Annotated in this window: 22 protein-coding genes and 2 tRNA genes; 9 read left to right on the forward strand and 15 right to left on the reverse strand. The window is 68.5% G+C overall.

Going from position 1 to position 24794, the window contains the following annotated elements; genetic code table 11:
* Positions 1-51 precede the first annotated feature (51 nt).
* From AB0N89_RS07870 to AB0N89_RS07880, 3 genes are all read left to right on the forward strand, one after another.
* A complete protein-coding gene (locus tag AB0N89_RS07870; RefSeq protein ID WP_007034711.1) occupies positions 52-546 on the forward strand; it encodes an HNH endonuclease in 495 nt (164 codons plus the stop codon).
* 762 nt (positions 547-1308) lie between these two features.
* Positions 1309-1566: a hypothetical protein gene (locus AB0N89_RS07875; RefSeq protein ID WP_007034712.1), complete on the forward strand. Its 258-nt coding sequence runs from the start codon at positions 1309-1311 to the stop codon at positions 1564-1566.
* Positions 1553-2035, forward strand: coding sequence for a DUF5130 family protein (locus AB0N89_RS07880; RefSeq protein WP_364201401.1), 483 nt, complete (start codon positions 1553-1555; stop codon positions 2033-2035). Before AB0N89_RS07875 ends, AB0N89_RS07880 begins: the two co-directional genes overlap by 14 nt.
* A 152-nt stretch (positions 2036-2187) precedes the next feature.
* Here the strand turns inward: AB0N89_RS07880 and pepN are convergent, their stop codons facing one another.
* Entirely contained in the window at positions 2188-4761 is a 2574-nt protein-coding gene (gene pepN, locus AB0N89_RS07885; protein ID WP_364201404.1) for an aminopeptidase N, read from the reverse strand.
* 168 nt (positions 4762-4929) lie between these two features.
* Here pepN and AB0N89_RS07890 point away from each other — a divergent pair, with 168 nt between their 5' ends.
* Entirely contained in the window at positions 4930-5550 is a 621-nt protein-coding gene (locus AB0N89_RS07890) for a disulfide bond formation protein DsbA (RefSeq protein ID WP_364201407.1), read from the forward strand.
* A gap of 12 nt (positions 5551-5562) precedes the next feature.
* Here AB0N89_RS07890 and AB0N89_RS07895 read toward each other — a convergent pair whose 3' ends face one another.
* A complete protein-coding gene (locus AB0N89_RS07895) occupies positions 5563-6366 on the reverse strand; it encodes an MBL fold metallo-hydrolase (protein ID WP_364201410.1) in 804 nt (267 codons plus the stop codon).
* A complete protein-coding gene (locus AB0N89_RS07900) occupies positions 6363-7103 on the reverse strand; it encodes a 2-phosphosulfolactate phosphatase (RefSeq protein WP_364201412.1) in 741 nt (246 codons plus the stop codon). Before AB0N89_RS07900 ends, AB0N89_RS07895 begins: the two co-directional genes overlap by 4 nt.
* Positions 7104-7148: 45 nt before the next feature.
* Here AB0N89_RS07900 and AB0N89_RS07905 point away from each other — a divergent pair, with 45 nt between their 5' ends.
* Together AB0N89_RS07905 and AB0N89_RS07910 are read left to right on the forward strand one after the other, a co-directional pair.
* A complete protein-coding gene (locus AB0N89_RS07905; protein WP_364201415.1) occupies positions 7149-7622 on the forward strand; it encodes a ribose-5-phosphate isomerase in 474 nt (157 codons plus the stop codon).
* 1 nt (position 7623) lies between these two features.
* Entirely contained in the window at positions 7624-8433 is an 810-nt protein-coding gene (locus AB0N89_RS07910; RefSeq protein WP_364201418.1) for a DNA-formamidopyrimidine glycosylase family protein, read from the forward strand.
* A gap of 335 nt (positions 8434-8768) precedes the next feature.
* On the opposite strand, the gene AB0N89_RS07915 is transcribed toward AB0N89_RS07910, so the two are convergent.
* The gene (locus AB0N89_RS07915) at positions 8769-9536 is read right to left on the reverse strand and encodes a hypothetical protein (protein WP_364201421.1); all 768 of its coding nucleotides are present in this window, start codon (positions 9534-9536) and stop codon (positions 8769-8771) included.
* 122 nt (positions 9537-9658) lie between these two features.
* Between AB0N89_RS07915 and AB0N89_RS07920 the strand changes: the two genes are divergently transcribed.
* Positions 9659-10534, forward strand: a complete 876-nt coding sequence (locus AB0N89_RS07920; protein WP_364201423.1) for a TIGR03619 family F420-dependent LLM class oxidoreductase — start codon at positions 9659-9661, stop codon at positions 10532-10534.
* Positions 10535-10536: 2 nt separating this feature from the next.
* Positions 10537-10983 (forward strand): nuclear transport factor 2 family protein, encoded by a 447-nt coding sequence (locus tag AB0N89_RS07925; RefSeq protein WP_364201426.1) that lies wholly within the window; start codon positions 10537-10539, stop codon positions 10981-10983.
* Here the strand turns inward: AB0N89_RS07925 and AB0N89_RS07930 are convergent.
* The 10 genes from AB0N89_RS07930 to AB0N89_RS07975 form a co-directional block, all read right to left on the reverse strand.
* The gene (locus AB0N89_RS07930; RefSeq protein WP_364201428.1) at positions 10980-12197 is read right to left on the reverse strand and encodes a sigma-70 family RNA polymerase sigma factor; all 1218 of its coding nucleotides are present in this window, start codon (positions 12195-12197) and stop codon (positions 10980-10982) included. The two genes, AB0N89_RS07925 and AB0N89_RS07930, sit on opposite strands and share 4 nt — an antisense overlap.
* 27 nt (positions 12198-12224) lie before the next feature.
* Entirely contained in the window at positions 12225-13127 is a 903-nt protein-coding gene (locus AB0N89_RS07935; RefSeq protein WP_364201431.1) for a TauD/TfdA family dioxygenase, read from the reverse strand.
* Positions 13124-14446, reverse strand: coding sequence for an LLM class flavin-dependent oxidoreductase (locus AB0N89_RS07940; protein ID WP_364201434.1), 1323 nt, complete (start codon positions 14444-14446; stop codon positions 13124-13126). Before AB0N89_RS07940 ends, AB0N89_RS07935 begins: the two co-directional genes overlap by 4 nt.
* Positions 14443-15279, reverse strand: coding sequence for an ABC transporter permease (locus AB0N89_RS07945; protein WP_364201437.1), 837 nt, complete (start codon positions 15277-15279; stop codon positions 14443-14445). The genes AB0N89_RS07940 and AB0N89_RS07945 overlap by 4 nt, the downstream gene beginning before the upstream one ends.
* A complete protein-coding gene (locus tag AB0N89_RS07950) occupies positions 15276-16037 on the reverse strand; it encodes an ABC transporter ATP-binding protein (protein WP_364201439.1) in 762 nt (253 codons plus the stop codon). Before AB0N89_RS07950 ends, AB0N89_RS07945 begins: the two co-directional genes overlap by 4 nt.
* The gene (locus AB0N89_RS07955) at positions 16034-17053 is read right to left on the reverse strand and encodes an ABC transporter substrate-binding protein (protein WP_364201442.1); all 1020 of its coding nucleotides are present in this window, start codon (positions 17051-17053) and stop codon (positions 16034-16036) included. The genes AB0N89_RS07950 and AB0N89_RS07955 overlap by 4 nt, the downstream gene beginning before the upstream one ends.
* A 96-nt stretch (positions 17054-17149) precedes the next feature.
* Positions 17150-18316 (reverse strand): ROK family transcriptional regulator, encoded by a 1167-nt coding sequence (locus AB0N89_RS07960; RefSeq protein ID WP_364201445.1) that lies wholly within the window; start codon positions 18314-18316, stop codon positions 17150-17152.
* Positions 18317-18439: 123 nt separating this feature from the next.
* Positions 18440-18946 (reverse strand): hypothetical protein, encoded by a 507-nt coding sequence (locus AB0N89_RS07965; RefSeq protein ID WP_364201447.1) that lies wholly within the window; start codon positions 18944-18946, stop codon positions 18440-18442.
* A 124-nt stretch (positions 18947-19070) separates the two neighbouring features.
* A complete protein-coding gene (locus AB0N89_RS07970) occupies positions 19071-19511 on the reverse strand; it encodes a GNAT family N-acetyltransferase (RefSeq protein WP_364201450.1) in 441 nt (146 codons plus the stop codon).
* Between the two features lie 89 nt (positions 19512-19600).
* Positions 19601-19674: transfer RNA gene (locus tag AB0N89_RS07975), tRNA-Pro, on the reverse strand.
* A gap of 84 nt (positions 19675-19758) precedes the next feature.
* Here AB0N89_RS07975 and AB0N89_RS07980 point away from each other — a divergent pair.
* Positions 19759-19832 (forward strand) — tRNA-Gly (locus AB0N89_RS07980).
* Positions 19833-19987: 155 nt separating this feature from the next.
* Here AB0N89_RS07980 and AB0N89_RS07985 read toward each other — a convergent pair.
* The gene (locus tag AB0N89_RS07985) at positions 19988-24628 is read right to left on the reverse strand and encodes a HAMP domain-containing protein (protein ID WP_364201453.1); all 4641 of its coding nucleotides are present in this window, start codon (positions 24626-24628) and stop codon (positions 19988-19990) included.
* Between the last annotated feature and the right edge of the window lie 166 nt (positions 24629-24794).

The raw sequence follows: 24794 nt of genomic DNA on the forward strand, positions 1-24794 counted from the left end.
ACGGCGGTACCCACCACGACTACGACGTCGTCATGGGGCCGCAGACGGGTATTGCTGTTGAACGCCACGTTCGAGCCGCTCACGGCGCTGCCGTTGCGGCGCGCGGTGGTCCTCGTGATGTGCGGCAAGGCCGAGGTGGTGCACGGCGACCCCGCGGGGCTCGAACTGCACGCCGCCACGGTCTCGCTGCCCGTGCCCTCGGTGATCCGGCTGAGCACCTACGTGCGCGTGCCCTACCGCGCGCAGGTGCCGCTGACCCGGGCCGGGCTGATGCATCGCGACCGGTACCGCTGCGCCTACTGCGGAGGGCGGGCCGAGACGATCGACCACGTCGTCCCGCGCAGTCGCGGCGGTCCCCACAGCTGGACGAACTGCGTGGCCTGCTGTGCCAAGTGCAACCACCGGAAGGCGGACAAACTGCTCTCCGAGATCGGCTGGCGCCTGCGCGTCGTGCCGAGGGCCCCGCACGGGCCGCACTGGCGGCTGCTCGCCCATTCCAAGGAGGCCGACCCGTTGTGGCGGCCGTACCTGGGCACGGCGGCCTGATCGGTTTCTGAATACGTCGGCGCCCCGGCTGCCTTTCGGCGGCCGGGGCGGGCCGATGATGCCGTGGTGACGCTGGTTACCGCTGTGGATCCCCTACTGGCCGGTCGTGCTCGAAGCTCAGGCGGCGAGGGAGAAGTCGCTCTGGCAGGTGACGCGGGTGCCACGGGTGACGCGCGTGCCGCGGGTGACCCGGGTTCCGCAGGTGACGCGGGTTCCGGCGGTCACGCGGGTGCCACGAGTGACTCGCGTGCCACGGGTGACGCGAGTGCCGGCGGTGACGCGGGTGCCCCTGGTCACCCGGGTGCCGCGGGTGACGCGGGTTCCGGCGGTGACCCGGGTACCGCGAGTGACACGAGTACCGCGCGTAACCCGTGTGCCCGCCGTCACACGCGTACCGGGGACAAAACCCATTTCGAAGAGTGACGAAATGTCGTCGATGATCGCCTGGCCGGGTGTCTGGGTGCTCTGCATGACATGTCCTCCTGCGACCGGTGCGTTACCTGCTGGGGTGGGGGAGCTGGGCGCAAGGCCCGTACAGGTGAAAAAGCTACGAGGATTTCAAGGCCCGGACAAGACGACAGCGCCGGGTGCGGCCGCCCGTACGTTGAGTTGCAACCTTTCGGCCTTGAGGGCTTCGCCCCAACGTGGGAGCGCTTTCGTGGCAAGCGGCGGACGGCGGCCTCCGGACGGTGAGCGGTAGGTGCTCCGGCGCACACCCGTGCGAGCGGGTGCGGTCACACGCCATCGGATACGCTCACGCGCGTGAACCTTGTCGAGACGATCCTGGTCTTCGCGGTGATCCCCTTGGTCATCTACGCGCTGTGCGGGGTGGCCACGCTGCGGTCGAAGGGCGCGGGCGTCGCCCGGTACCGGCCGGGGCAGCCGTGGGAGTACCCGGCCATGTGGTGGAGCGCCAACCCCGACGGTGTCGGCGCCAGGCATTCGCACGCGGGCGGCGCGACAGCCGTCGACGCGGCGAACGGAGCTTCGGTGACGGGAGGCGCTCGTGGCAACTGGTGAACTGACCCATTCGTCCACCGCTGTGGACGAAGAGCCCGGTTACGGCGCCGCCGTTACCTCCAGCGGCCGGGTTTCCGCCGCCAAGATGTACGAACCCGCTGGTCCGATCAGCCCATTCACGACCCAGCAGCTTGCGCGGCTGGACGAGGCGCTGACCCTGGCCAGCCGTGAGACCGGGCTGGACTTCAGCGTGTATCTCGGCGACCTCGGCGAGGACACCCGCGCCACCGCCGAGGGCCTGCTGGCCTCGACCGACAACGCGGCCGACTCCGTGGTCGTCGCCGTGTCGCCCGGTCAGCGGGCCATCGAGATCGTGACGGGCTCGCAGGCCCGGCACCGCCTGCCCGACCGCGGCGCGAAGCTCGCCGTGGCCAGCATGGTGGCCTCCTTCAAGGAAGGCGACCTCATCGGCGGTCTCGTGAACGCCCTCCGCATGCTGAGCGACCAGGCGGGCGCTCCGCAGCGCTGACGCTCAATGCTCTAAAGCCGTGAAGGCCTCCTTCTCTACTCTCAAGGTAGGGAAGGAGGCCTTCACGGCTTTCCGGGGTTCCCGCGTGTCATGAGGGGTCCCTTCCGGACGAAATTCGTCAGGAAGGGACCCCTCATGACACGAACAGCGGACTAGATCCCGGCCTGCGAGTCGAACTCCCGGGCGGCCAGCGCCCGCACGATCCCGGCCCGGCCTTCCGACACCAGACGGCGCAGCGCCGCCGGGTGCTCCCCGGCCAGCCACTCGTCCGACGCCGTGACGGTCGCCGGCTCGACGGCCCACGACGGGTACAGCCCAACCACGGTCGGCTGCGCCCGCTCGCTGGAGCGCCGCTGCCACACCTCGTCGATGACCTCGAAGTAGCGCGTCACGTAGCCGCCGAGCAGGTGCTTCTGACCCGGGTGGGAGAAACCGGTGATGAGCGAGTCGCTGACCGCGTTGGGCAGCTCGTCGTCGTACACCGCCCGCTGCCACGCGTCGGCCTTCGCCTCGTCGGTCGGCCGCAGCGCCCGCGAGCGCTCCGCCTGACGCCGTCCGGCGGCGGTGTCGTCCTTGGCGAGCTCCGCGTCGATCTCCGGGTTCTCCGCCTTGCCGTGCGCGACCAGCGCGTGCAGCAGCCGCCAGCGCAGGTCGGTGTCGACGGTCAGGCCCTCCAGGGGCGCCGTGCCGTCGAGCCAGCCGGCGATGATCTGGAGCGTCTTGTCGTCCAGCACCGAACCGGCGAGCGAGTTGACGAACGCGAGCTGGTGGTCCGAACCGGCTTCGGCGCCCTGCGCCAGCTCCAGCAGCCGCGCGGAGAGCTCCGGCCAGCCCTTGTCCGCCGCCCATGCCGGGTTCGCGTACGAGTTCAGCGCCGTCTGCGCCTGCAGCAGCAGCCGCTGCACCACGCCGACCTCGGTCTCGGTGTGCACTCCGCGCTGGACCAGCGTGACGAAGTCGCGGGCCTTGAGCTCGGCCTCGCGCGTCATCTCCCACGCGGCCGACCAGCACAGCGTGCGGGGCAGCGGTTCGGTGATGTCGGCGATGCGGTCGATCAGCGTGGTCAGCGACGCCGGGTCGAGCCGCATCGTGCAGTAGGTCAGGTCGTCGTCGTTGACCAGCACGAGCTTGCCCGCCGGGAGCCCGACCAGGGCGGGCACCTCGGTGCGCTCGCCGTCGACGTCGAGTTCGACGCGGTGCTTGCGGACGATCTTGCCGTTCTCGTCCTCGTCGTAGACGCCGACCGCGACCCGGTGCGTCCGCAGCTCACCGGCACCCGGCTTGGCACCGGTCTGGGTGACGGCGAACGCGGTGTACGTGCCGTCGGCGCCGATCTCGTAGCGCGGGCTCAGCGAGTTGAGACCGGTGGTCTCCAGCCACTGCGCGCTCCACCACGACAGGTCGCGGCCCGAGGCCTCTTCCAGCGCGCCCAGCAGGTCCGCCAGGGTCGCGTTGCCCCAGGCGTGCTTGCCGAAGTAGACCTTCAGGCCTTCGAGGAAGTGTTCGAGCCCGACGTAGGCGACGAGCTGCTTGAGCACGCTCGCGCCCTTGGCGTAGGTGATGCCGTCGAAGTTCACCTCGACCGCGTGCAGGTCGACGATGTCCGCGGCGATCGGGTGCGTCGAGGGCAGCTGGTCCTGCCGGTACGCCCACGACTTCTCGATGTTCGCGAAGCTGGTCCACGCGTTCTTGTACTCGGTCGCCTCGGCCTGGGCGAGCACGCTCGCGAAGGTCGCGAACGACTCGTTCAGCCACAGGTCGTCCCACCAGCGCATGGTGACCAGGTCGCCGAACCACATGTGCGCCATCTCGTGCAGCAGCGTCTCGGCGCGGCGCTCGTAGGCGTAGCGGGTGACGCGGCTGCGGAAGACGTAGTCCTCCAGGAAGGTGACCGCGCCCGCGTTCTCCATCGCGCCCGCGTTGAACTCCGGCACGAACAGCTGGTCGTACTTGGAGAACGGGTACGGGGTGGCGAACTTCTCGTGGTAGAAGGCGAAACCCTGCTTGGTCTCGGTGAACAGCTTGTCCGCGTCCATGTGCTCGGCGAGCGAGGCGCGGCAGTAGATGCCCAGCGGGATCGTGCGGTGTTCGTCGGAGAATTCGTCGCGCCACTCGCTGTACGGGCCCGCGATCAGCGCGACCAGGTAGGTCGAGATCCGCTCGGACACCTTGAAGACGGTGCGGACGGCCCCTTCCGGGGTCTCCTCGGCGGACTCGATCAGCGCGTTCGAAATGACCTTCCAGTCCTTCGGCGCGATCACGGTGAGCCGGTAGACCGACTTGAGGTCGGGCTGGTCGAAGCAGGCGAACATGCGCTTGGCGTCGGCGGTCTCGAACTGCGTGTAGAGGTAGACGCCGTCATCGACCGGGTCGACGAAGCGGTGCAGGCCCTCACCGGTGTTCATGTACCGGCAGACCGCGTCCACGACGAGCTCGTTCGACTCGGCGAGCGAGGGCAGCTCGACGCCCTTGTCCTCGACGTACCCGCTGACGTCGAGGTCCGTCCCGTTGAGGACGGCCGACTCGATCCCCTCGGCGACGATGTCGACCCACGACGCTTCGCCGCTTCTGGCGCTCGCGAACTTGATCGTCGTCTTCGACGTGAAGGTCTTCTCACCGGGACCGCCGCGGCCGTCGGTCAGATCCAGCTCGATGTCGTAGGACTCGACGTCGAGCAGCTCCGCGCGCAGCTTGGCTTGGTCTCGGGTCAGATTGGGGGCGGGCACTGGCACCTCTGGTCATCGGTATCGGTTCTGGTTTCCAACTACAGGCATCCAATCATGTCCGGGCCGATGCTGACGACGGGAACAACTCCGACGGCCGTGATGTTGGCTCGCTGTGTAGCACCGTGTGTGTACCGGCCCACCCCAAGACGATGGCACTGGGAGAACCTGATGACCGCCCCGTCCGAGACGACCAAGGTCGACTTCTACTTCGATCCGATCTGCCCCTTCGCCTGGATCAGCTCGCGCTGGATCCTGGAGGTGGAGAAGCACCGCGACCTCGATCTGAGGTTCCGGATCATGAGCCTGTCCGAGCTCAACAGCGGCCGTGAGGACCTGCCTGAGCAGTACAAGGAGCTGCTGGGCCGCGGCTGGGGTCCCGTCCGCGTCGCGACCGCGCTGGCGCAGAAGAACGGCGAGGAGGCCCTGCGCGACTTCTACACGGAGTTCGGCACGCGCCACCACAACCAGGGCGACAAGGACATCCCGAAGGTCATCAAGGAGACCCTGGAAGCCATCGGCGCCCCGGCCGAGCTGGCCGAGGCCGCCGAGTCGGCCGAGTACGACGAAGCGCTCAAGAAGAGTCACTACGAAGGTATGAATCCGGTCGGAATGGACGTCGGCACCCCGACCATCCACATCGACGGCGTCGCCTTCTTCGGCCCGGTGCTCAGCTCGATCCCGCGTGGCGAAGACGCCGTCAAGGTCTTCGACGGCGCCCGCGCGCTGGCGAGCTACCCGGACTTCTTCGAGCTGAAGCGCACCCGGAGCGGGGAACTGAACTTCGACTAAGTCGTCCGAAAGCTAGGGGGTCGCTAGCGCGGCCTTGGTGACATCGCCGGGGTAGGAGGACCTCGCGACGGCTTCGTCCGTCGTGAGGCCTCCTGCCGCGATCAGGGTCTTGAAGGCGATGAGTTCGCGAAGCCCGTCGCGGTGCTTCTCGATGAACGCGCTGTCGACGGGGTCGCCGTGCCCGGCCACGATCGTCTTCGGCTCCAGCGCGAGGATCGCGTCCATCACGCCGGGCCATTCGGCCAGCCAGCTGCCGTCGTTGAAGGAGAAGGCGCTGAAGCCCGCTTCGGCGTTCTCGACGGCGTCGCCCGCGAAGATGATCCCAGCGTCAGGCACGTGCACGAAGAGATCGTGGTCGGTGTGGGCGCGGCCGAGGAACCGCAGCACGACGGTGCGGCCGCCGAGGTCGATCTCGGCGGTGTCGGCGACCGGTTTGTCCGGCAGGGTGATCACGGTGCGTTCCAGTGCTTCCGCCATCTCAGGGCGGTTTTCACCGAGGTAGTGCTGCATCCACTTGAGCCGCGCGCCTTCGCCGTAGGTCGTCAGCTCGGCCACGCAGCCTTCGTGCGCCCAGACGTCGCACGGCAGGAACGCCGTCGTGCCGAAGGCGTGGTCGAAATGCGCGTGGGTGTAGACGACCGACCATGGCAGCGGCGTGATCTCCCGGACCGCCGCGGCCAGTTCGGCGCCCTGGTCGACGTCCCCGCGGACGTCGACGACCAGGCAGCGGTCGTCGCCCACGACCAGGCCGACGGTCAGGTCCAGCTCCTCGTGCCGGCGGGCGTACACCCCGTCGGCGAGTTCGAGCCAAGTCACAGATCCTCCAGAATTCCGTTGCGCAGCACCGGAACCGTGCTGCTGGTGTCGAGCAGGGCGGCGAGGGTCACGTCGTTCCCGTGCCCGGCCGCGGCGAGCTCACGCCCTGAAGAACACTCTGTCAGGGCTTCGGCGATGTCGATCGATTTCGCCGCGATGGCGGCGAGACAGGCTTCGGCGGACAGACGGCCGTAGTCGTTCAGCGCGGCGACGATCGCTCCCGCGCCGAGCTGGTCTTCGACGCACGGCCTCAGCGGTCCGAACTCCTGGGCTCCGCGGATGTCGACGCCCCAGCGTTCCCCCGCCGGAATGACACCGATCGGCGCGCCGTCCGCGAGTTCGGCGGCGCGGGCGGCGACGGCGGTCGCGTTGCGCAGGCAGCCCGCCAGGACTTCGGCACCGGTCGTGGCGGCGGCGTCGCAGAGCGTGGCGCCGTTGGGGGAGGGGAGCGCGAGGAGCGTGCCGGAAGGGATTTCCGTCACAGACGAAGGCCGCAACGTCCAAGCGTTTTCACCCGCGAGGATGGCTCCTCGTTCTTTCGCGGCTTCCTCGCCGCGCTGATCGCGCCAGCGGACCGGCAGCACGCGGCCGCCGTTGCCGAGGACGAGATCCGTTGTGGTGCAGAAGGAAAGCACGTCCACGACGACGAGTACGGCGCAATTCCCGCCCAGGGCTTCGACGCCTTCGGGTCCCCATTCGAGTCTGATGTCCGCTTCGGCCTGCCCTCGGATGTCCACCCCCACAGCATGCTCGCTCCGGAACGTGATGGCAGACTCCGCGCTGTGCGTGTTTACCTTGGCTCCGACCATGCCGGTTTCGAACTGAAGAACCACCTCGTGGCCCACCTCAAGGAGCAGGGTCACGACGTCGAGGACGTCGGTCCCTTCGCCTACGACGCGGCCGACGACTACCCGGCGTTCTGCATCGAGGCGGCCCGCCGTGTCGTCGCGGACGAGGGCAGCCTCGGCATCGTCGTCGGCGGCTCCGGCAACGGCGAGCAGATCGCGGCCAACAAGGTGAAGGGCGCCCGCGCCGGCCTCGCGTGGAGCGTCGAGACCGCGAAGCTCACCCGCGAGCACAACCACGCCCAGCTGATCGGCGTCGGCGCGCGGATGCACACCACCGAAGAGGCCACGGAGATCGTCGAGGCGTTCCTCGCGACCCCGCCGAGCCCGGACGAGCGCCACGGCCGTCGCGTCCAGCAGATCCTGGACTACGAGAACACCGGCTGGCCGCCGCCGCTCCCCGAGAACTGACATGCCCGAGGGGCACACGCTCCATCGCTTGGCACGTCTGCACAAACGCCGTTTCGCCGGTCACCCGGTCGAGGTGAGCAGCCCGCAGGGGCGGTTCGCCGGGGAAGCGTCCCGTTTGGACGGCCGGGTGCTGGTGAAGTCCGAGGCGTACGGGAAGCACCTGTTCCACGACTACGGTCCACACGGGACGGTGCACGTCCACCTCGGCCTCTACGGCACGTTCTCCGACGTGCCGCTGCCGGTGGGCGAACCGGTCGGTCAGGTGCGGATGCGGCTGGTCGGCCCGACGCATTCCGCCGATCTGCGCGGACCGAACCAGTGCGAACTCCTGGACGTGCCGCAGGTCGACGCGATCAAGGCGCGGCTGGGCCCGGATCCGCTGCGCCGGGACGCGAAACCGGACAAGGCTTGGGACCGGATCTCCCGGTCGAAGACGTCGATCGCCGCGCTGCTGATGGACCAGTCCGTGCTGGCGGGCGTCGGCAACGTGTATCGCGCCGAAGTGCTGTTCCGGCACGGTGTCGCGCCGCTGATCCCGGGCCGCGCGCTCGATCGCGGGCTGTGGGACGACATGTGGGCGGATCTGGTGACGCTCATGCGGCACGGTGTCCGGGTGGGACGGATCGACACGGTCGCGCCGGAACACCTGCCCGAGGCGACCGGCCGCGCGCCGCGGCAGGACCGGCACGGCGGCGAGGTCTACGTCTACCGCCGCGAGGGGGAGCCTTGTCTCGTGTGCGGGACCGCCGTGCTGCGGAGTGACCTGGCGGCACGGAACCTCTTCTGGTGCCCGACCTGCCAACCCGCCTGACGGATTTCGGCAAGTACGTGAAGGGGGCCTTCACGTACTCGGGTCGGTGGCGGTTTCGCGTGACGGGATGGACGACACGTGTGTCCAGGTGGACGACACCCGTGACGGGATGGACGACACGCGGCGGAGCCCGGTCACGATCGTGCCGTCTCTCTGATCACGCGTGTCGTCCGTCCAAGCACGCGTGTCGTCCGTCTGATCACGTGAGGTGGCCGTCCCGTCACGCGAAACCGCCGACTCGGCTCCCTCTCGCTCACCTGAAGTACATGAAGGCCCCCTTCCTTGCGCCAGGCGCAAGGAAGGGGGCCTTCATGTACTTGGGAAGGAAGCCGACGCTAGAAGTCGAAGCCGCCGCCGTCGAAGCCGCCGCCGTCGAACCCGCCACCATCGAAGCCGCCCATGTCGCCGCCCATGTCACCACCGGCGTCGCCCATGTCCGCGGCCGCGTCCTCCTGGCCCGCGTCGTAGCCCGACTCCCAGGCCGACGCGCTCGCGATGCCCGACATCCCGGAGAACATCGCGCTGAACAGCAGCATCGAACCGAGACCCCAGGCGCCGGCGACGAGCGCGGGCTTCCACCACGGCTCGCTGTACCAGCCCTGCGGCACCGGACGGCCCGCCACGCGACCGCCGGGGTAGTAGTGCGGCGTCCGCTGGCTCGGGTCCGGCGAAGCTTCGTAGTGCTCGCCCTCGACGTCGACCGAACGGTGCTCGGTGACCTTGCCCGCCTTGTCGCGCTCTTCGCTGCCGGGCAGTTCCGGACCGGGGTCCATGCCCATCGCGACCCGCGCGGCGCGGACGTAGTAGAGACCCTCGATGGCGGTCTCGCGCACGAGCCGCGCCTGCTCGATGGTCTGCGCCTGCTCCATCTGGGAGCCTGCCGCGGTGAAACGCTCGGACGCGTCCGCCATCGCCTGCTGGGAGGCGGTGTCCGTGCCGGTGAGGTTCATGACCTGACCGCCCAGTCGTTCGACGAGGCGCCGTGCGTCCGCCTTCGCGTCGTCCAGCTGGCGCTTCTTGGCCGCCGCCTGGGATTTCGCGAAGTAGATGCCGCCGCCGACCACGACGACGAGGAGCACGATCAGGAAGATCGCGGTGCCCATGGGTTCAACTCCAGGAATCGTTCGGCCTTTGCTCCGGACAACGTGGACGGCCGGTCCGAGGTTCCCGCCGTGGTCCCGGTCACCACTGGCGGGGAAAACTAGAACACGTTATAGTTCGCGCCATGAAGTTCACCCTGTCGATCGCGATGAATCCGCTCGATCAGCTGGGCGAGCTCGCCCGGGCCGCCGAAGAGGCGGGGTTCTCCTCGATCGCGCTCCCGGATTCCCTGTTCTATTCCGAGACGGTTTCGGCCGACTATCCGTACACGCCCGACGGCAGCCGGTTCTGGACCGAGGAGACGCCGTGGGCCGATCCACTGGTCGCGGCGGCGTCGATGGGCGCGGTCACCGAGCGGCTCACCTTCTACACCTCCGTGCTCAAACTGGGCTCCCGCAACCCGGTCCTGCTGGCGCGCCAGGTCAACTCGGTCGCGGCGCTGACCGGCGGCCGGTTCGGACTCGGGCTCGGCGTCGGCTGGTCGCCCGAGGAGTTCCAGTGGTGCGGCGCGCCATACGAGAAGCGCGGCAAGCGCGTGGACGAGGCCATCGACGTGCTGCGGCTGATCCTCGACGGCGGGATGGTCGAGTTCCACGGCGAGTTCTTCGACTTCGACAAGCTCCGCATGAGCCCGACGCCGCCGTCGCGCGTGCCGTTCTACATCGGCGGCCACACCGACGTCGCGCTGCGCCGGGCCGCGCGCGTCGCCGACGGCTGGTCCTCGGCGATGATGAAGTTCGACGACCTCCGCGACACGATCGCCAAACTGCGCGGACTGCTGGCCGAGCGGGGCCGCGCCGACGACCCGTTCGAGTACCAGGCCGTCTGCATCGACAAGTTCGGGCTCGACGGTTATCGCGAGCAGGGCGACATCGGCGTCACCGACATCATCACCATGCCGTGGGTGTTCGACGGCCTCGGTTTCGACGCCGAGGTCGGCCCGAAGCTCGATTCCATCAAGAAGTTCGGCGACGAGATCATCGCGAAGATCGGAGACTGAGCATGGGTGTCGACGTCTGCTGGGATCCGGCCGCCGAACAGCCGCCCGCGCGGCAGGCCGCGTTCCGCTCGATGACCGCCGTCACCGCCGGGGACAAGGCCGCCTGGCTCGCGCTCTTCGCCGGGGACGCCGTCGTCGAGGACCCGATTGGCCCGTCGATGTTCGACGAGGAGGGCAAGGGGCACCACGGCCAGGACGGGATCAGTGCGTTCTGGGACAAGACGATCGCGAACGTCGAGCGCTTCCAGTTCACCATCCGCGATTCCCACGCGGCCGGGGACGAGGTCGCGAACGTCGGGACGATCACCACGTACCTGCCCGGCGGCTACCGCGTCGACACCGACGGCGTTTTCGTCTACCGGGTGCGCGAGGACGGCCTGATCGCCTCGATGCGGGCGTTCTGGGAGACCGAGCGCGCCATGGCCACCGCGCGGAAAGCCGAAGACTAGGAGAGCTGCTCCGCGCGCCTGGTCAGATACTGCTTCTCGGGTTCGCTAGCCGTCTTTCGCGCCGCCCGCAGGTAGGCCTCGTGCGCGGCGACGACGTCCCCTGCCAGCTCCAGCAGATGCCCGCGGACGGAATCGAGCCGGTGGGTCTGGCTCATCCGGGTGTCCTCGTCGAGCGTGGCGAGCAGTTCGAGGCCCGCTTCCGGACCGTTGACCTCGGCGACCGCGACGGCGCGGTTGAGCGTGACGACCGGGCCGGGCGAAACCTTTTCGAGGACGTCGTAGAGCGCGAGGATCTGGGACCAGTCGGTGGCGGCCGCGGTGGCGGCTTCGTCGTGGACGGCGGCGATCGCGGCCTGCACCTGGTACGGCCCGACCGGACCCGCTTCCAAGGCCGCGCTCACCAGCGAGACCCCTTCGGCGATCGTCTCCGCGTTCCAGAGCGAACGGTCCTGTTCCGCGAGAGGGACGAGCGAGCCGTCGTCATCGGCGCGGGCGGCGCGGCGGGCGTCGGTCAGCAGCATGAGCGCGAGCAGGCCGGTGACCTCGTCCTCGTCCGGCATGAGCCGCCGGAGCAGCCGGGTCAGCCGGATCGCCTCGGCGGTCAGGTCGGCGCGGTGCAGGTCGGGGCCGCCGCTGGTCGTGTAACCCTCGTTGAAGATCAGGTACAGCACCTGGAGGACGACGCGGAGCCGTTCGGCGAGGTCCGCGGACGGCGGCAGGACGAACTCGGCGCCCGCCTTCTTGATGGTCTGTTTCGCCCGGCTGATCCGCTGGGCGAGCGTCGATTCCGGGACCAGGAACGCGGTCGCGATCTCGCCCGTGGTCAGGCCGCCGACGGCGCGCAGGGTGAGCGCGAGTTGCGACGGCGCGGACAGGGAAGGGTGGCAGCACAGGAAAAGGACCGTGAGCGTGTCGTCCGAAGCAGAGGGATCGCCCGGACCGGGCAGGTCCATCAGCGCGTCGTTCTCCTCGCGCCGCCGTCGCGCGCTCTCGCTGCGCCACTCGTCCACCAGCCGCCGTGACGCGACCGTCGCGAGCCAGGACTTCGGGCTGTCCGGGATGCCCTGCTCCGGCCATTGCTGCGCGGCCGAAAGCAGGGCTTCCTGGACGGCGTCCTCGCAGGCGTCGAACTGCCCGTGCTTGCGCGCCAGCAGCCCGATGACCTGCGGGGCCAGCTCCCTCAGGAGCGCTTCCACCTGACGATCGTCCTTCACGACGCCAGTCTTACCGCATTCCGGACGTCAGGCGACGGGGGAGTAGTGCGAAGCGTCGCCTTCGAGGGATTCGCTCGGCACCCCGTCGATGCCGACCGGGACGTCGCCCGCCACGGTCACCCGGTTCAGGCGGCGGGGCAGGTCGTCGTAGTTGTCGACGGCGTAGTGCTGGGTGATGCGGTTGTCGAACAGCACCAGCTGGTCCGGCTCCCAGCTCACCCGGACGACGTTCTCTGGCCGCGTCACGTAGGACTGCAGCAGCCGCAGGACGTCCCGTGACTCGCCCTTGGACAGCCCGATGATCCGCTGCGCGAACCCGCCGATGTACAGCCCGCGTTCGCCGGTCACCGGATGCACCCGCACCACCGGGTGGACCGTGCGGAACTTCTGCGAGACGAACACCTTGCGGCGTTCTTGCTCCGCGTCGTCGAGAGTCTCGGGCGCCTTCGCGTAGTCGTAGTCGTTCGTGTGCTCGGCGCGCAGCGTGTCCGCGAACGCCCGGAGCGGCTCCGGCAGGTCACGGTAGGCGGCGGCCGAGTTGGCGATCAGCGTCTCGCCACCGTAGGGCGGCACGACCAGGCTGCGCAGCGTGCTGGCCTTAGGCGGGTTGTGCACGAAGGTGACGTCGGTGTGCCACTGGTTCGCGCGGCCCTGCTCGCTGTCGACCGGCAGGATGGCGGGTTCGCCGTCGACCGACGGGACGGTCGGGTGCGCCTTGGTCAGCTCACCGAACTGCGCGGCGAAACGCTGCTGGCCCGCGTCGTCGAGGTCGACGTCACGGAAGACGAGCGCCTTGTGCTCGTGCAGGGCGTCGGTCACGAACGCGACGGTCGCGGCGTCGAGTTCCTCGGCCGGGTCGACGCCGAGGACCTGCGCGCCGATCCTGCCGGTGATCTTGCGGACTTCGACCTGGGTGTCGAGGGCGGTCATGCGGCGTGCTCCTTCACTCGGGTGTGGTGGACGGGACGGGCGAGGCCGTAGTGGCCGCGCAAGGTCGTGGCGGTGTACTCGGTGCGGAACAGGCCGCGCCTTTGCAACTCGGGGACCACGAGGTCGACGAAGTCGTCGAGGCCGCCGGGCAGGGTGGGCGGCATGACGTTGAAGCCGTCCGCGGCGCCTTCGGTGAACCAGTGCTCCAACTGGTCGGCCACTTGCGTGGCGGTGCCGGCGAAGACGCGGTGACCACGGCCGCCCGCGAGCCGTTCGATCAGCTGGCGGATGGTCAGGTTCTCGCGCCGCGCCAGGCCGGTGACCAGCTCGAACCGGCTCTGCGCGCCTTCGGTGAACGTGCCGACGTCGGGTAGCGGCCCGTCGAGCGGATACGGCGTGAGGTCGTGGTCGAGCATGTTCGACAGTTGCCGCACGCCGTACGCGGGCGTGATGAGGGCGTTGAGTTCGGCCTCGCGTTCCTTCGCTTCGGCCTCGGTGCGGCCCAGGATCGGGCTGATCCCCGGCAGGATCTTGATCTCCTCCGGCGAACGCCCGTACTTCGCGAGTCTTCCCTTGACGTCGTCGTAGAAAGCCTTGCCCTCCGCGAAAGTCTGCTGTGCGGTGAACACCGCCTCGGCGAACCGGGCCGCGTACTCCTTGCCCGTCTCCGACGAACCGGCCTGGACCAGCAACGGATGTCCCTGCATCGGACGCGGGATGTTCAGCGGGCCGCGGACCTGGAAATGCGGGCCGTTGTGGTCGATCGGGTGGATGCGGTCGGTGTCCGCGTAGACCCCGCTCGCCTTGTCGATCACGGCCGCGTCGTCGTCCCAGCTGTCCCAGAGTTTCCTGGCCACCTCGACGAATTCGGTGGCGCGTTCGTAACGCAGGGCGTGTGCCGGCCGGGCGTCGCGGTTGAAGTTGCGGGCTTCGTCCTCGCCCGCCGACGTCACGATGTTCCAGCCCGCGCGGCCGCCGCTGAGATGGTCGAGCGACGCGAACTTCCGCGCCAAGTGGTACGGCTCGTTGTAGGTCGTCGAAGCGGTGGCGATCAGGCCGATGCGCTCGGTGGCCCCGGCCAGCGCCGAAAGCAGCGTCAGCGGCTCGAACAGGGTGTGCGAGTTGTAGCGGACGTTGCCCCACAAGGCGACGCCGTCGGCGAGGAACAGCGAATCCAGCTTGCCGCGCTCCGCCGTGCGGGCGATGTCGACATAGTGCCGCAGTGTCGCGGCCCGCCGGGGATCCGTGCTCGGATGCCGCCAGGCCGCCTCGTGGTGACCGTTCGGCATCACGAACGCGTTGAGGTGCAAGTGTTTCATGTCTTCTCCTTGACACGCCAGGTGGAGAACCGCCGCTCCAGTGCGACGAAGCCCGCGTTGATGGCCAGGCCCAGCACCGAAACCGTGATGATCGCGGCGTACATCTGCTGGATCTGGAAGTTGACCTGGGAGTTGTTGATCAGATAGCCGAGCCCGGCCTTGGCGCCGACCATTTCGGCGGCGATGAGGATGAGGATCGAGTACGCCGCCGCCATCCGGATGCCGGTGAAGATGGTCGGCACCGCCGACGGCAGGATCACCTTGCGGAACAGGCTCGGGCTCGACAGCCCGAGTGAACGCGCGGCCTTGACCAGCAAGGGATCTACGGTGTTCACCCCGGCGATCGTGTTGAGCAGCACCGGCCAGACGCAGGCGTAGACGATCAGCGCGATCTTGGACACCTCGCCGATGCCGAGCAGGAGCGTGAACACCGGCAGCAGCGCCAGCGCGGCGGTGTTGCGGGCCAGTTCCAGCAGCGGGTTGAGGAATTCCGCGAGCGGGCGGTACCAGGCGATCAGCAGCCCGAGCGGGACGGCGACGCCCACCGCGATCACGAATCCGGCGGCGGACCGGCCGAGACTCGCCAGCAGGTGATCGGCCAGCTGCCCATTGAGGATCAGTTCCCAGAGCGCGGTGAGGTCCTCCGACAGCGGCGGAAGGAAGGTCCTCGTGCCCTCGTCGAGAACGAACTGGGGAGCGAGCTCCCAGGCGGCGAGGAAGAGCAGGATCGCCGCCGAACTGCGGAAAGCCTTGCTCAGCCTGCTCTTCTTGCGTGCTTTCCCGACCGGCTTCGGTCCTGTATGGACAGTCGGTGCTTCGAGCGTCGCGGTCATGCGGCCCTCCGGATCTCGTCGTGCAGGAGTTCCCACAGCCGATGCCGGTGCGCCACGAACGCGGGCGCCGAGCGCAGGTCGTCGCTCGTGCGGTCGCCGAGGTCGATGTCGACGACGTCCTTGAGCCTGCCCGGCCGCGAGGTGAGCACCGCGACCTTCTGTCCCAGGTAGACGGCTTCCTCGATGCTGTGGGTGATGAAGACGATGGTCTTGCCGGTGCGCCGCCAGATCCGCCGCAGCTCCTCCTGGAGGAGCTCGCGGGTTTGCGAGTCCAGCGCGGCGTACGGCTCGTCCATCAGCAGGACGCCGGGGTCGTAGGCGAGGCTTCTCGCGATCGCGACACGTTGCTTCATCCCACCGGAAAGCTGGTGGGGGAGATGGTCCTCGAAGCCGGAAAGTCCTACGAGATCGAGGAATTCCCGTGCCCGATCGGCCCGCTGCCGCTTGTTCAGCGTGCCGCCTTCGAGACCGAACTCGACGTTGGCGCGTGCCGTGCGCCAAGGGAACAGCGCGTACTGCTGGAACACGACCCCGCGGTCCAGACCCGGTCCGGTGACGGGTTTCCCGTCGATCAGGACCTCGCCTGAGGTGGGCTTCGCGAGCCCGCCGAGCAGGTCGAGGAGCGTCGACTTGCCGGAACCGCTGGGCCCGACGAGTGAGAGGAACGTGCCCTCCTCGATGTCGAGCGAGACGTCGTCCAGCGCGGTGAGGGCGCCGAAGGTCTTGGTGACCGAGCGGAGGCTGATCTTGGCGGTCACGCGCCACCGCCTTCGCGGAAGGGGTTGAACTCGTTGGTGTAGAGCTTCTTCAGATCGACCTGGTCGTTCTTGATGAACCCGGACTGCTTGAGCCAGTCCGTCCAGAGCGTGTAGTCGTTGTCGGAGATCAGCCCGCCCTTGGTGACGCCGACGCTCTTCCAGTACTTGAGCGTTTCGGTGTTCTCGTTGCGGCCGCGGTTCTGGATGATCTTGGTGAACCGGGCGATGACCTCGTCGCGTGGCGTGGTGCGCGCCCATTCGATCGCCTTGGCCACGCCGGTGACGAAGGTTTTCGTGGTCTCCGGGTACTTCTTGATGAAGTCGGTCCGCAGCACGTACGGCCCGCCGTTGTAGGGGCCGAACGCCTCGACGTCCTTCACGATCGGCCGTACCCCGCCGACGGAGAGGGCGCGGTCCTGCAGGACGCCGTTGAGCGCGGCGACGTCGATCTGGCCGTTGCGCAGGGCCTGTTCGGTGTTGATCGGCGGGAGGACGACCAGTTGCACCTGGTCGATCTCGGCGTCGGTGAGGCCGCTGCGCTTGAGCCACGTGTCGAGGGCGGCCTCCAGGTTCGCGCCGACGGTGTTGACGCCGACCTTCTTGCCGATGAGGTCGCGGGGAGTGCGGATCGGGCTGTCTTCCTTGACGTAGAAGCCCAAAAAGGTCTTCTCGTCGGAACCGTAGTAGTTGACGACGGCCTTGATCGGGGCGCCGGCGTCGACGAGTTTGGCGACCGCGCCGGTGAAGGCGCCGCCGAAGTCGGTCTGATCGGTGGCGGCGGACTGGATGTCCTGCGGTCCGCTGATCGTGTTGCCGACCCACTTCAGTTTCACCGGGCCGAAGTAGCCGAGGTCTTCGGCGAGTTCGGGGAAGGTCACGTTGTTCGCCGAACCCTGGTAACGGAGTTCGAGTTTCTCCGGTTGCCCGGCCACGCCCGGCGGGCTCGCGGAGGCGCCGCAGCCCGACAGCGCCAATCCGGCGAGGAGCGCGGCGATCAAGGGCACTGGTTTCTTCACGGTGGGCTCTTTCGTTCGGGTTCGCGTCGTCGAAGACGATTCTTCGCAGGCCCGGCGGAGAGCGTCAATTTTGCGATTTAGTGAAGTAATCCGGTATCAAGAGGCGTTGGCGAGGCTCGCGAAAAGAGGATCTTCGTAGAGGGCGTTCAGCATGACCGCCCCTCCCGCCGTCGCCAGCTCTGTTCCGGGAAAGCTGGATGCCACAACGTTTTCGGTCGCGTTCTGACAGATCCAGGAGCGCTGGGAGACCTCGTCCCGGATCGTGGAAAGGCAGCCTTCGACGTCGCGTACACTCTGGTCGAGCACGATGAGGATTTCCGGATTGAGGACGTCGAAGAGCAATGCGGCGGCCTGGCCGATTATCCGTGCGCGTTCCTGGAAAAGGGTGACGGCGCCTTTGTTTCCCGATGTCGCCAAATGGAGCACGTCGGCGAAAGTCGGTTCTTCGAGAAGGTTCGCTTCGGCGGCTTTGCGGGCGATCGTGCGTTCGGACACGGTGGCCTCCAGACAGCCGGAACGCCCACAGCGGCAGGGTTCTTCGCTGTCGTCGACCCGCAGATGCGCGACGGCGCCCGCGGCCGAACGAGGCCCGTGATGGACGGTGTCCCCGGTGGCGAAGGCCGCGTCGACCACGTTGCCGGTGAACAACTGCACGACACTGCTGCGCGCTCTCGGTTGCCCCAGCAGGCGTTCGGCGTGGATGAGTGCCCGCGAATGCCCGTCGACCCGGACGTCGAGCCCGGTGACCTCGGTGAGCAGATCGCGCAACGGGACCGCGTTCCAGCCGAGCAATCCGTGCTCCACCACGGTTCCCGACGCTTCGTCGACCCATCCGCCGGTCGCCACGCCCAACCCGAGCGGCGTCCGCTCCGGCGCGTGCCCGATCAGGAGGTCGTCGAGCAACTCCGCGATCTGCGCGACCTGCACGGCGGGCTCGGCGCCGTGATGCGGGGCTTCCAGCTGCGTCAGCACTTTCCCGCGCAGGTCCAGCAACCCGACGGTGAGATGGTCGACGGCGATGTGCGCGCCGCACACCACGAACCGTTCCGTGTCGAGGTCCACCGGCACATGCGGCCTGCCGACCGCGCCGGCGACTTCGGGCAGGTCGGTGAGGAAGCCGCGGCGCATCAGCTCGGCCACGTGCCCCGTGACGGCGGCGGCGCTCAGCCCGGTGCGGCGCGCGATGGTGCTGCGCGCTATCGCCCCTTCGTCCAGCACCACGCGGAGCACCGCGCTGGCACTGGCGCTCCGCCTGCCGGTCACGGTGCCGATATTCGCAAGCGGGTGCTGGCGGGCCTAGAGCTCTCAGTATCCGGGACCTGCGATCGAAGCCCTCCCAGGACTGAGCTCGGTCCTGGGAGGGCTTCGATCGGTGCAGGTCCGGGATCAGGTGATGATGGTGCCGTCGGAGCCGAACAGGCCGCTGATCGGCGGGTAGCCGTCGTTCCAGGTGACCCGCGCGAAGATCACGCTGTCGTACCGGCCCGAGGTGCCGTCGAAAGGCACGCGGTGAGTGCACGTCGTGGACGGGCTGAGAGCGGGCGGACAGGGCAGCACCGTGCCGATGACGCGGTTGTTCTTGCGGATCGCGATCTGGATGATGATGTCCCTGACCTCGGTGGACAGCTGGCCGTCATCGGTCCACCGGCAGGTCACGGCCCACGTGACGCTCAGCGCGCCACCGGACACCGTGACGTCGTTGCCGAAGCCGACCTCGCATCGCACCGGCGCTCCCGGCGAGTTCACGACCATCCGGCCGACGACGTGGAACGCGGCACGCGGCGCGCCGAGTTCCCCGGCGCTGGAGGGAGTGGCGAAGAGAGCGAAGCTCGCCATGAAGGCGGCGAGGACGACGACGAGCCGTCTCAACGTCCGCGAGTGGAAGGGTTTCATTCGGGGTCTCCTTCGTGAAGCGGAGACTCAATGGTGTTTCCGTGGCGTGGCCCGCGTCTTCGTGACTGACGGAGAAACCTCACCGGCGCCCGAGCGGTGATTTGTGCCGGTGTGACAAGCAGGGTCAGGCGGTCAGCTCGCGGTAGAACTTGGCGCTGCGCTCGCAGCGGTCCTCGTACCCGTGTGCCCGGTAGAGGGCGTGCGCGGCGATCCGGCGGCGGGAACTGCTGACCTCCATGGCGCGGCAGCCCCACCGCAGCGCCTGCTCTTCGGCCACGGCGATCAGTTCGCGTGCGACCCCGGTCCGGCGCTGGTTTTCGTCCACCACCAGGGCCACGATCCGGCCCACGGCGCCGTCCCGTTCGAGAAGCGGGATCGCGACCACCGCGATGACGCCGATCACGCCGTCGCCCGACACGGCGACGAACGCGGCACCCTCGGGATGACCGGCCCAGCGTTCGAGCCGGCGGCGCACGTCTTCGGGCTGGTTGTCCGGGTAGCCCAGCTGGGCGAGCAAGGGGGTCACGGCGTGGGCATCAGAGGTGAGTGCCTTGCGGATCTCCATGAATCCATTAAAGCGAAGGATCACCGAGTGCCGCGCGGACTTCGCACCGGCCCGGACGGCCGGTGAACTCGCAGGTCGAAGACCTTGAGTCGGGATGACAGGATTTGAACCTGCGACCCTCCGCTCCCAAAGCGGATGCGCTACCAAGCTGCGCCACATCCCGTGACTCCCCGATCTTGCCGGGGGGTGTGCGCACAGCCTAGCGGGTCACGCTAAGCTGTTTTCGCACCCGGTACTCCGGGGGCACGCGGGTGTAGCTCAATGGTAGAGCCCTAGTCTTCCAAACTAGCTACGCGGGTTCGATTCCCGTCACCCGCTCCACCGCTTCGAACGAGACCCGTAGGCCCTCTGGCCTGCGGGTCTTTCGTGTCCGGGCCAACCGTCTCTCGGATACCTTCTGTCGGGCCGGTTCCGTCTGATCACGCGAGTCGCGTGTCTGATCACGCGAGTCACGCCTTCCCACCCCGACCGACGCCTCAGTCCGCGCTGACCTCGGATTCGCCGGCGGCGGGCGTCACGGCCTGCGAGAGGCCGCTGGAGGCCGCATCGGCCTCCAGGTGGACCGCGATCAGGTCCAGCAGCCTGTCCGTGTCCACCGGCTTCGTCACGTAGTCGTCCGCGCCCGAAGCCAGCGTTCGCGCCTTGTCCTCCGCGGTCGCCTTCGCGGTGACTGCGATCACGGGCAGGTCCTCGTGCGCGGCCTCGGCCCGGATCGCGGTGATCGTGGCGTTGCCGTCCAGTTCGGGCATCATCACGTCCATCAGGACGAGCGCGGTGTCCTCGTGCCGTTCCAGCGCCCGGATGCCCGCGACGCCGGTCTCGGCGTAGATGACCTCCAGGCCGTTGCGCTCCAGAACGGCGGCCAGCGCGAAGACGTTGCGCAGGTCGTCGTCGACGATCAGGATCTTCTCGCCGTGGAACCGCAGCGACGGCGACACCGGGATCACCTGCGGCACGGCCATGATCAGCGGGACCCCGCTCGCCTTCGTGGCCGGGACGACCAGGTTCGCCGCGCTCACCGGCAGGTACAGGGTGAACGTGCTGCCCTTGCCGGGTTCGCTGCGGACGCGCAGTTCGCCGCCGAGCAGTTCCGTCAGCTGCTGGCTGATCGACAGGCCCAGCCCGGTGCCGCCGTACTTGCGGCTCGTGGTGCCGTCGGCCTGGCGGAACGCGTCGAAGATGATCGCGAGTTTGTCCGGCGCGATGCCGATCCCGGTGTCCTCCACGGCGAACGCGAGGACGCCGGGGGCCTGGCGGAGCGAGTCGGCTTCGACCTCGCCCGGGTCGGCCATCCGGATGTGCAGCCGCACGCCGCCCTCGTCGGTGAACTTCGCCGCGTTGGACAGCAGGTTCCGCAGCACCTGCTGCACGCGGTGTTCGTCGGTGTGGATCGACGACGGCACCGGCGGGTCGATCAGGACGGCGAACTCCAGGCCCTTGTCCGAAGTGAGCGGACGGCAGATCGATTCGACGTACTCGACCACCTCGGGCAGCGTGACGTCGGACATCTGCAGGTCCAGGTGGCCCGCCTCGACCTTGGCCATGTCGAGGATGTCGTTGATCAGCTGTTGCAGGTCGCTGCCCGCCGAGTAGATCGTCCGCGCGAACTGGATCTGCTTCTCCGACAGGTTCCCGTCCGGGTTCTCCGACAGCAGTTTCGCGAGGATCAGCGCGCTGTTGAGCGGGGTCCGTAGTTCGTGCGACATGTTCGCCATGAACTCGGACTTGTACTGCGACGCCATCGTCAGCTGCCCGGCGCGCTCTTCGAGTTCCTGCCGCGCCTGCTCGATCTCGCTGTTCTTGACCTCGATGTCGCGGTTCTGCTGGGCCAGCAGTGCCGCCTTCTCCGCGAGATCCGTGTTGGACCGGCGCAGTTCCCGTTGCTGCGCCTGCAACTGCTCGGACCGCGCGCGCAGTTCCTGTGCCAGGCGCTGGGATTCGGTCAGCAGCGCCTCGGTGCGCGAGTTCGACTGGATGGTGCTGACGTTGACCGCGATGGTCTCCTTCAGCTGTTCCAGCAGGTCGATGTGCACGGTGCTGAAGGCGTTGATCGTCGCCAGTTCCAGCACCCCGAGCACCTCGCCCTGGAACAGCACCGGCAGCACGATCACGTTCACCGGGGCGGCCGAACCCAGCCCCGACGAGATCAGCGCGTACTCCGGCGGGGCCTCGTGGACCAGTATCGTGCGCCGGTCGACCGCGGCCTGCCCGATCAGCGACTCGCCGGCGGAGAACCGCAGGCCCGCCTGGGACTTCGCCAGCCCGTAGGTGGCGATGCTTTCGAGAACGACCTCTTCCTGCTCGTCTTCGCGGGCGAGGAAGAACGCGCCCTGCTGCGCGGACACCAGCGGGGTCAGCTCGCTGAGGATCAGCGACGCCACCGACGCGAGATCGCGGTGACCCTGCATGAGCGCGGACAGCCGGGCGAGGTTGGTCTTGAGCCAGTCCTGTTCGCGGTTCGCGCGGGTGGTCTCCTTCAGGTTCGCGATCATCTGGTTGATGTTGTCCTTGAGCTCGGCCACCTCCCCGGACGCGTCGACGGTGATGTGCCGGGTCAGATCGCCCGCGGTCACCGCGGTCGCCACCTGCGCGATCGCCCGCACCTGCGTGGTCAGGTTCCCGGCCAGCTGGTTCACGCTTTCGGTCAGCCGCGACCACGTGCCCGCGACGCCGGGCACCTCCGCCTGGCCGCCGAGCGTGCCGTCCGTGCCGACCTCGCGGGCGACCCGGGTGACCTCGGAGGCGAACGCCGACAGCTGATCGACCATCGTGTTGATGGTCGTCTTGAGTTCGAGAATCTCGCCGCGCGCGTCGATGTCGATCTTCTTCGACAGATCGCCCTGCGCCACCGCGGTGGTCACCGTCGCGATGCTGCGGACCTGGCCGGTCAGGTTGTCGGCCATGACGTTCACGTTGTCCGTCAAGGCCTTCCACGTGCCCGCCACGTTCGGCACGCGCGCCTGGCCGCCGAGGATGCCCTCGGTGCCGACCTCGCGCGCGACCCGGGTGACCTCGTCCGCGAACGCCCGCAGCGTCTCGACCATGCTGTTGATCGTCTCGGCGAGGACTGCGACCTCGCCCTGGGCGTCGATCGCGATCTTCTTCGACAGGTCGCCGTTCGCCACCGCCGTCGTCACCGTGGCGATGCTCCGCACCTGGTCGGTGAGGTTGGTGGCCATGACGTTGACGTTGTCGGTGAGGTCCTTCCAGGTCCCGGCGACACCGCGCACCTGCGCCTGCCCGCCGAGCTTGCCCTCGGTGCCGACCTCGCGGGACACCCGGGTGACCTCGTCGGCGAACGCTGACAGCTGGTCGACCATGATGTTGACGGTGTTCTTGAGCTCCAGGATCTCGCCGCGCGCGTCGACGATGATCTTCTGCGTCAGGTCGCCCTTTGCGACCGCGGTGGTGACCTGGGCGATGTTGCGGACCTGGTCGGTCAGGTTGTTCGCCATGAAGTTGACGTTGTCGGTCAGGTCCTTCCAGGTCCCGGCCACGCCGGGCACGGTGGCCTGACCGCCGAGCCGCCCGTCACTGCCGACCTCGCGGGCGACGCGGGTGACCTCGTCGGCGAACGCCGACAGCTGGTCGACCATGGTGTTCAGGGTGTTCTTGAGTTCGAGGATCTCGCCCTTGGCGTCGACGGCGATCTTCTGCGACAGGTCGCCCTTCGCCACCGCCGTCGCCACCTGGGCGATGTTCCGCACCTGCGCGGTGAGGTTGTTCGCCATGAAGTTGACCGACCCGGTGAGGTCGCGCCAGGTCCCGGCGACGCCCGGCACCTGCGCCTGCCCGCCGAGCTGACCTTCCGTGCCGACCTCGCGCGCCACCCGCGTGACCTCGTCGGCGAACGACGAGAGCTGGTCGACCATCGTGTTGACGGTCGTCTTCAGTTCGAGGATCTCGCCGCGCGCGTCGACCGTGATCTTCTGCGTCAGGTCGCCCTTGGCCACCGCGGTGGTGACCTGGGCGATGTTGCGGACCTGGTCGGTCAGGTTGTCCGCCATCTGGTTCACCGAGTCGGTGAGCCCGCGCCAGGTGCCCGCCACGCCCGGCACGGTGGCCTGGCCGCCGAGACGTCCTTCGCTGCCGACCTCGCGCGCCACCCGGGTGACTTCGTCGGCGAAGGACGAGAGCTGGTCGACCATGGTGTTCAGGGTGTTCTTGAGTTCGAGGATCTCGCCCTTGGCGTCGACGTTGATCTTCTGCGAGAGGTCGCCCCGCGCGACCGCGGTGGCCACCTGGGCGATGTTGCGGACCTGGTCGGTCAGGTTGTCGGCCATCAGGTTCACCGAGTCGGTGAGGTCACGCCACGTGCCCGCCGCGCCGGGGACCTGCGCCTGGCCGCCGAGACGACCCTCGCTGCCGACCTCCCGCGAGACCCGGGTGACTTCGTCGGCGAAGGACGAGAGCTGGTCGACCATGATGTTGACGGTGTTCTTGAGCTCCAGGATCTCGCCGCGCGCGTCGACGTTGATCTTCTGGGTCAGATCGCCCCGCGCCACGGCGGTGGTGACCTGGGCGATGTTGCGGACCTGGTCGGTCAGGTTGCTGGCCATGACGTTGACGTTGTCGGTGAGATCACGCCAGGTGCCCGCCACGCCCGGGACCTCGGCCTGGCCGCCGAGCCGTCCTTCGGTCGCGATCTCGCGGGCCACTCTGGTGACCTCGGTCGCGAACCGCGAAAGCTGCTTGATCAGGCCGTTGACCGTCTTCGCGACCTCGGCGAACTGACCCTGCAGCGGCCGCCCGCCGACCTCCAGGGGCATCGGCTCGGACAGATCACCCTCGGCGACCGCGCCGAGAACCCGGTTGAGCTCGGCTGTGGGCCTGCTCACGTCCTCGATCAGCCCGTTGACGACGTCGACCGCGGTGGCCCAGCCGCCGGGGCCGATCTCGGCCGCGACGCGCTCGGTGAGCCTGCCTTCCTTGCCGACCGCCTCGCGGACGCGCAGGAGCTCGGTCACCAGCCGCTGGTTGCGTTCGGCGATGTCGTTGAAGGCACCCGCGAGCTGGGCCGCGAGCCCGTCGCCGTGTGCCACGAACCGGCGCCGGAAGTTGCCGTCCCCGAGGTCACGAGCCGCCGCGAGCAGGCGTTCCAGGGTCGCTTCGTCCACCTGGCCGCCACCACCTTCCCCGGGGGTCCGATGCCTTTGGGAATGCTGTGTCATCTGTGTCGACCCTCTCCACCACGCATGCCAAGCCATGGTCGTCGCATCAGCGTGCCATGATTCGACCTACACTTCGAGCCAGTCCGCCCGCTCACGCTGCGCTACCCGCCAG

The organism is Amycolatopsis sp. NPDC089917 (assembly GCF_040684635.1).
Taxonomy (GTDB): Bacteria; Actinomycetota; Actinomycetes; order Mycobacteriales; family Pseudonocardiaceae; genus Amycolatopsis.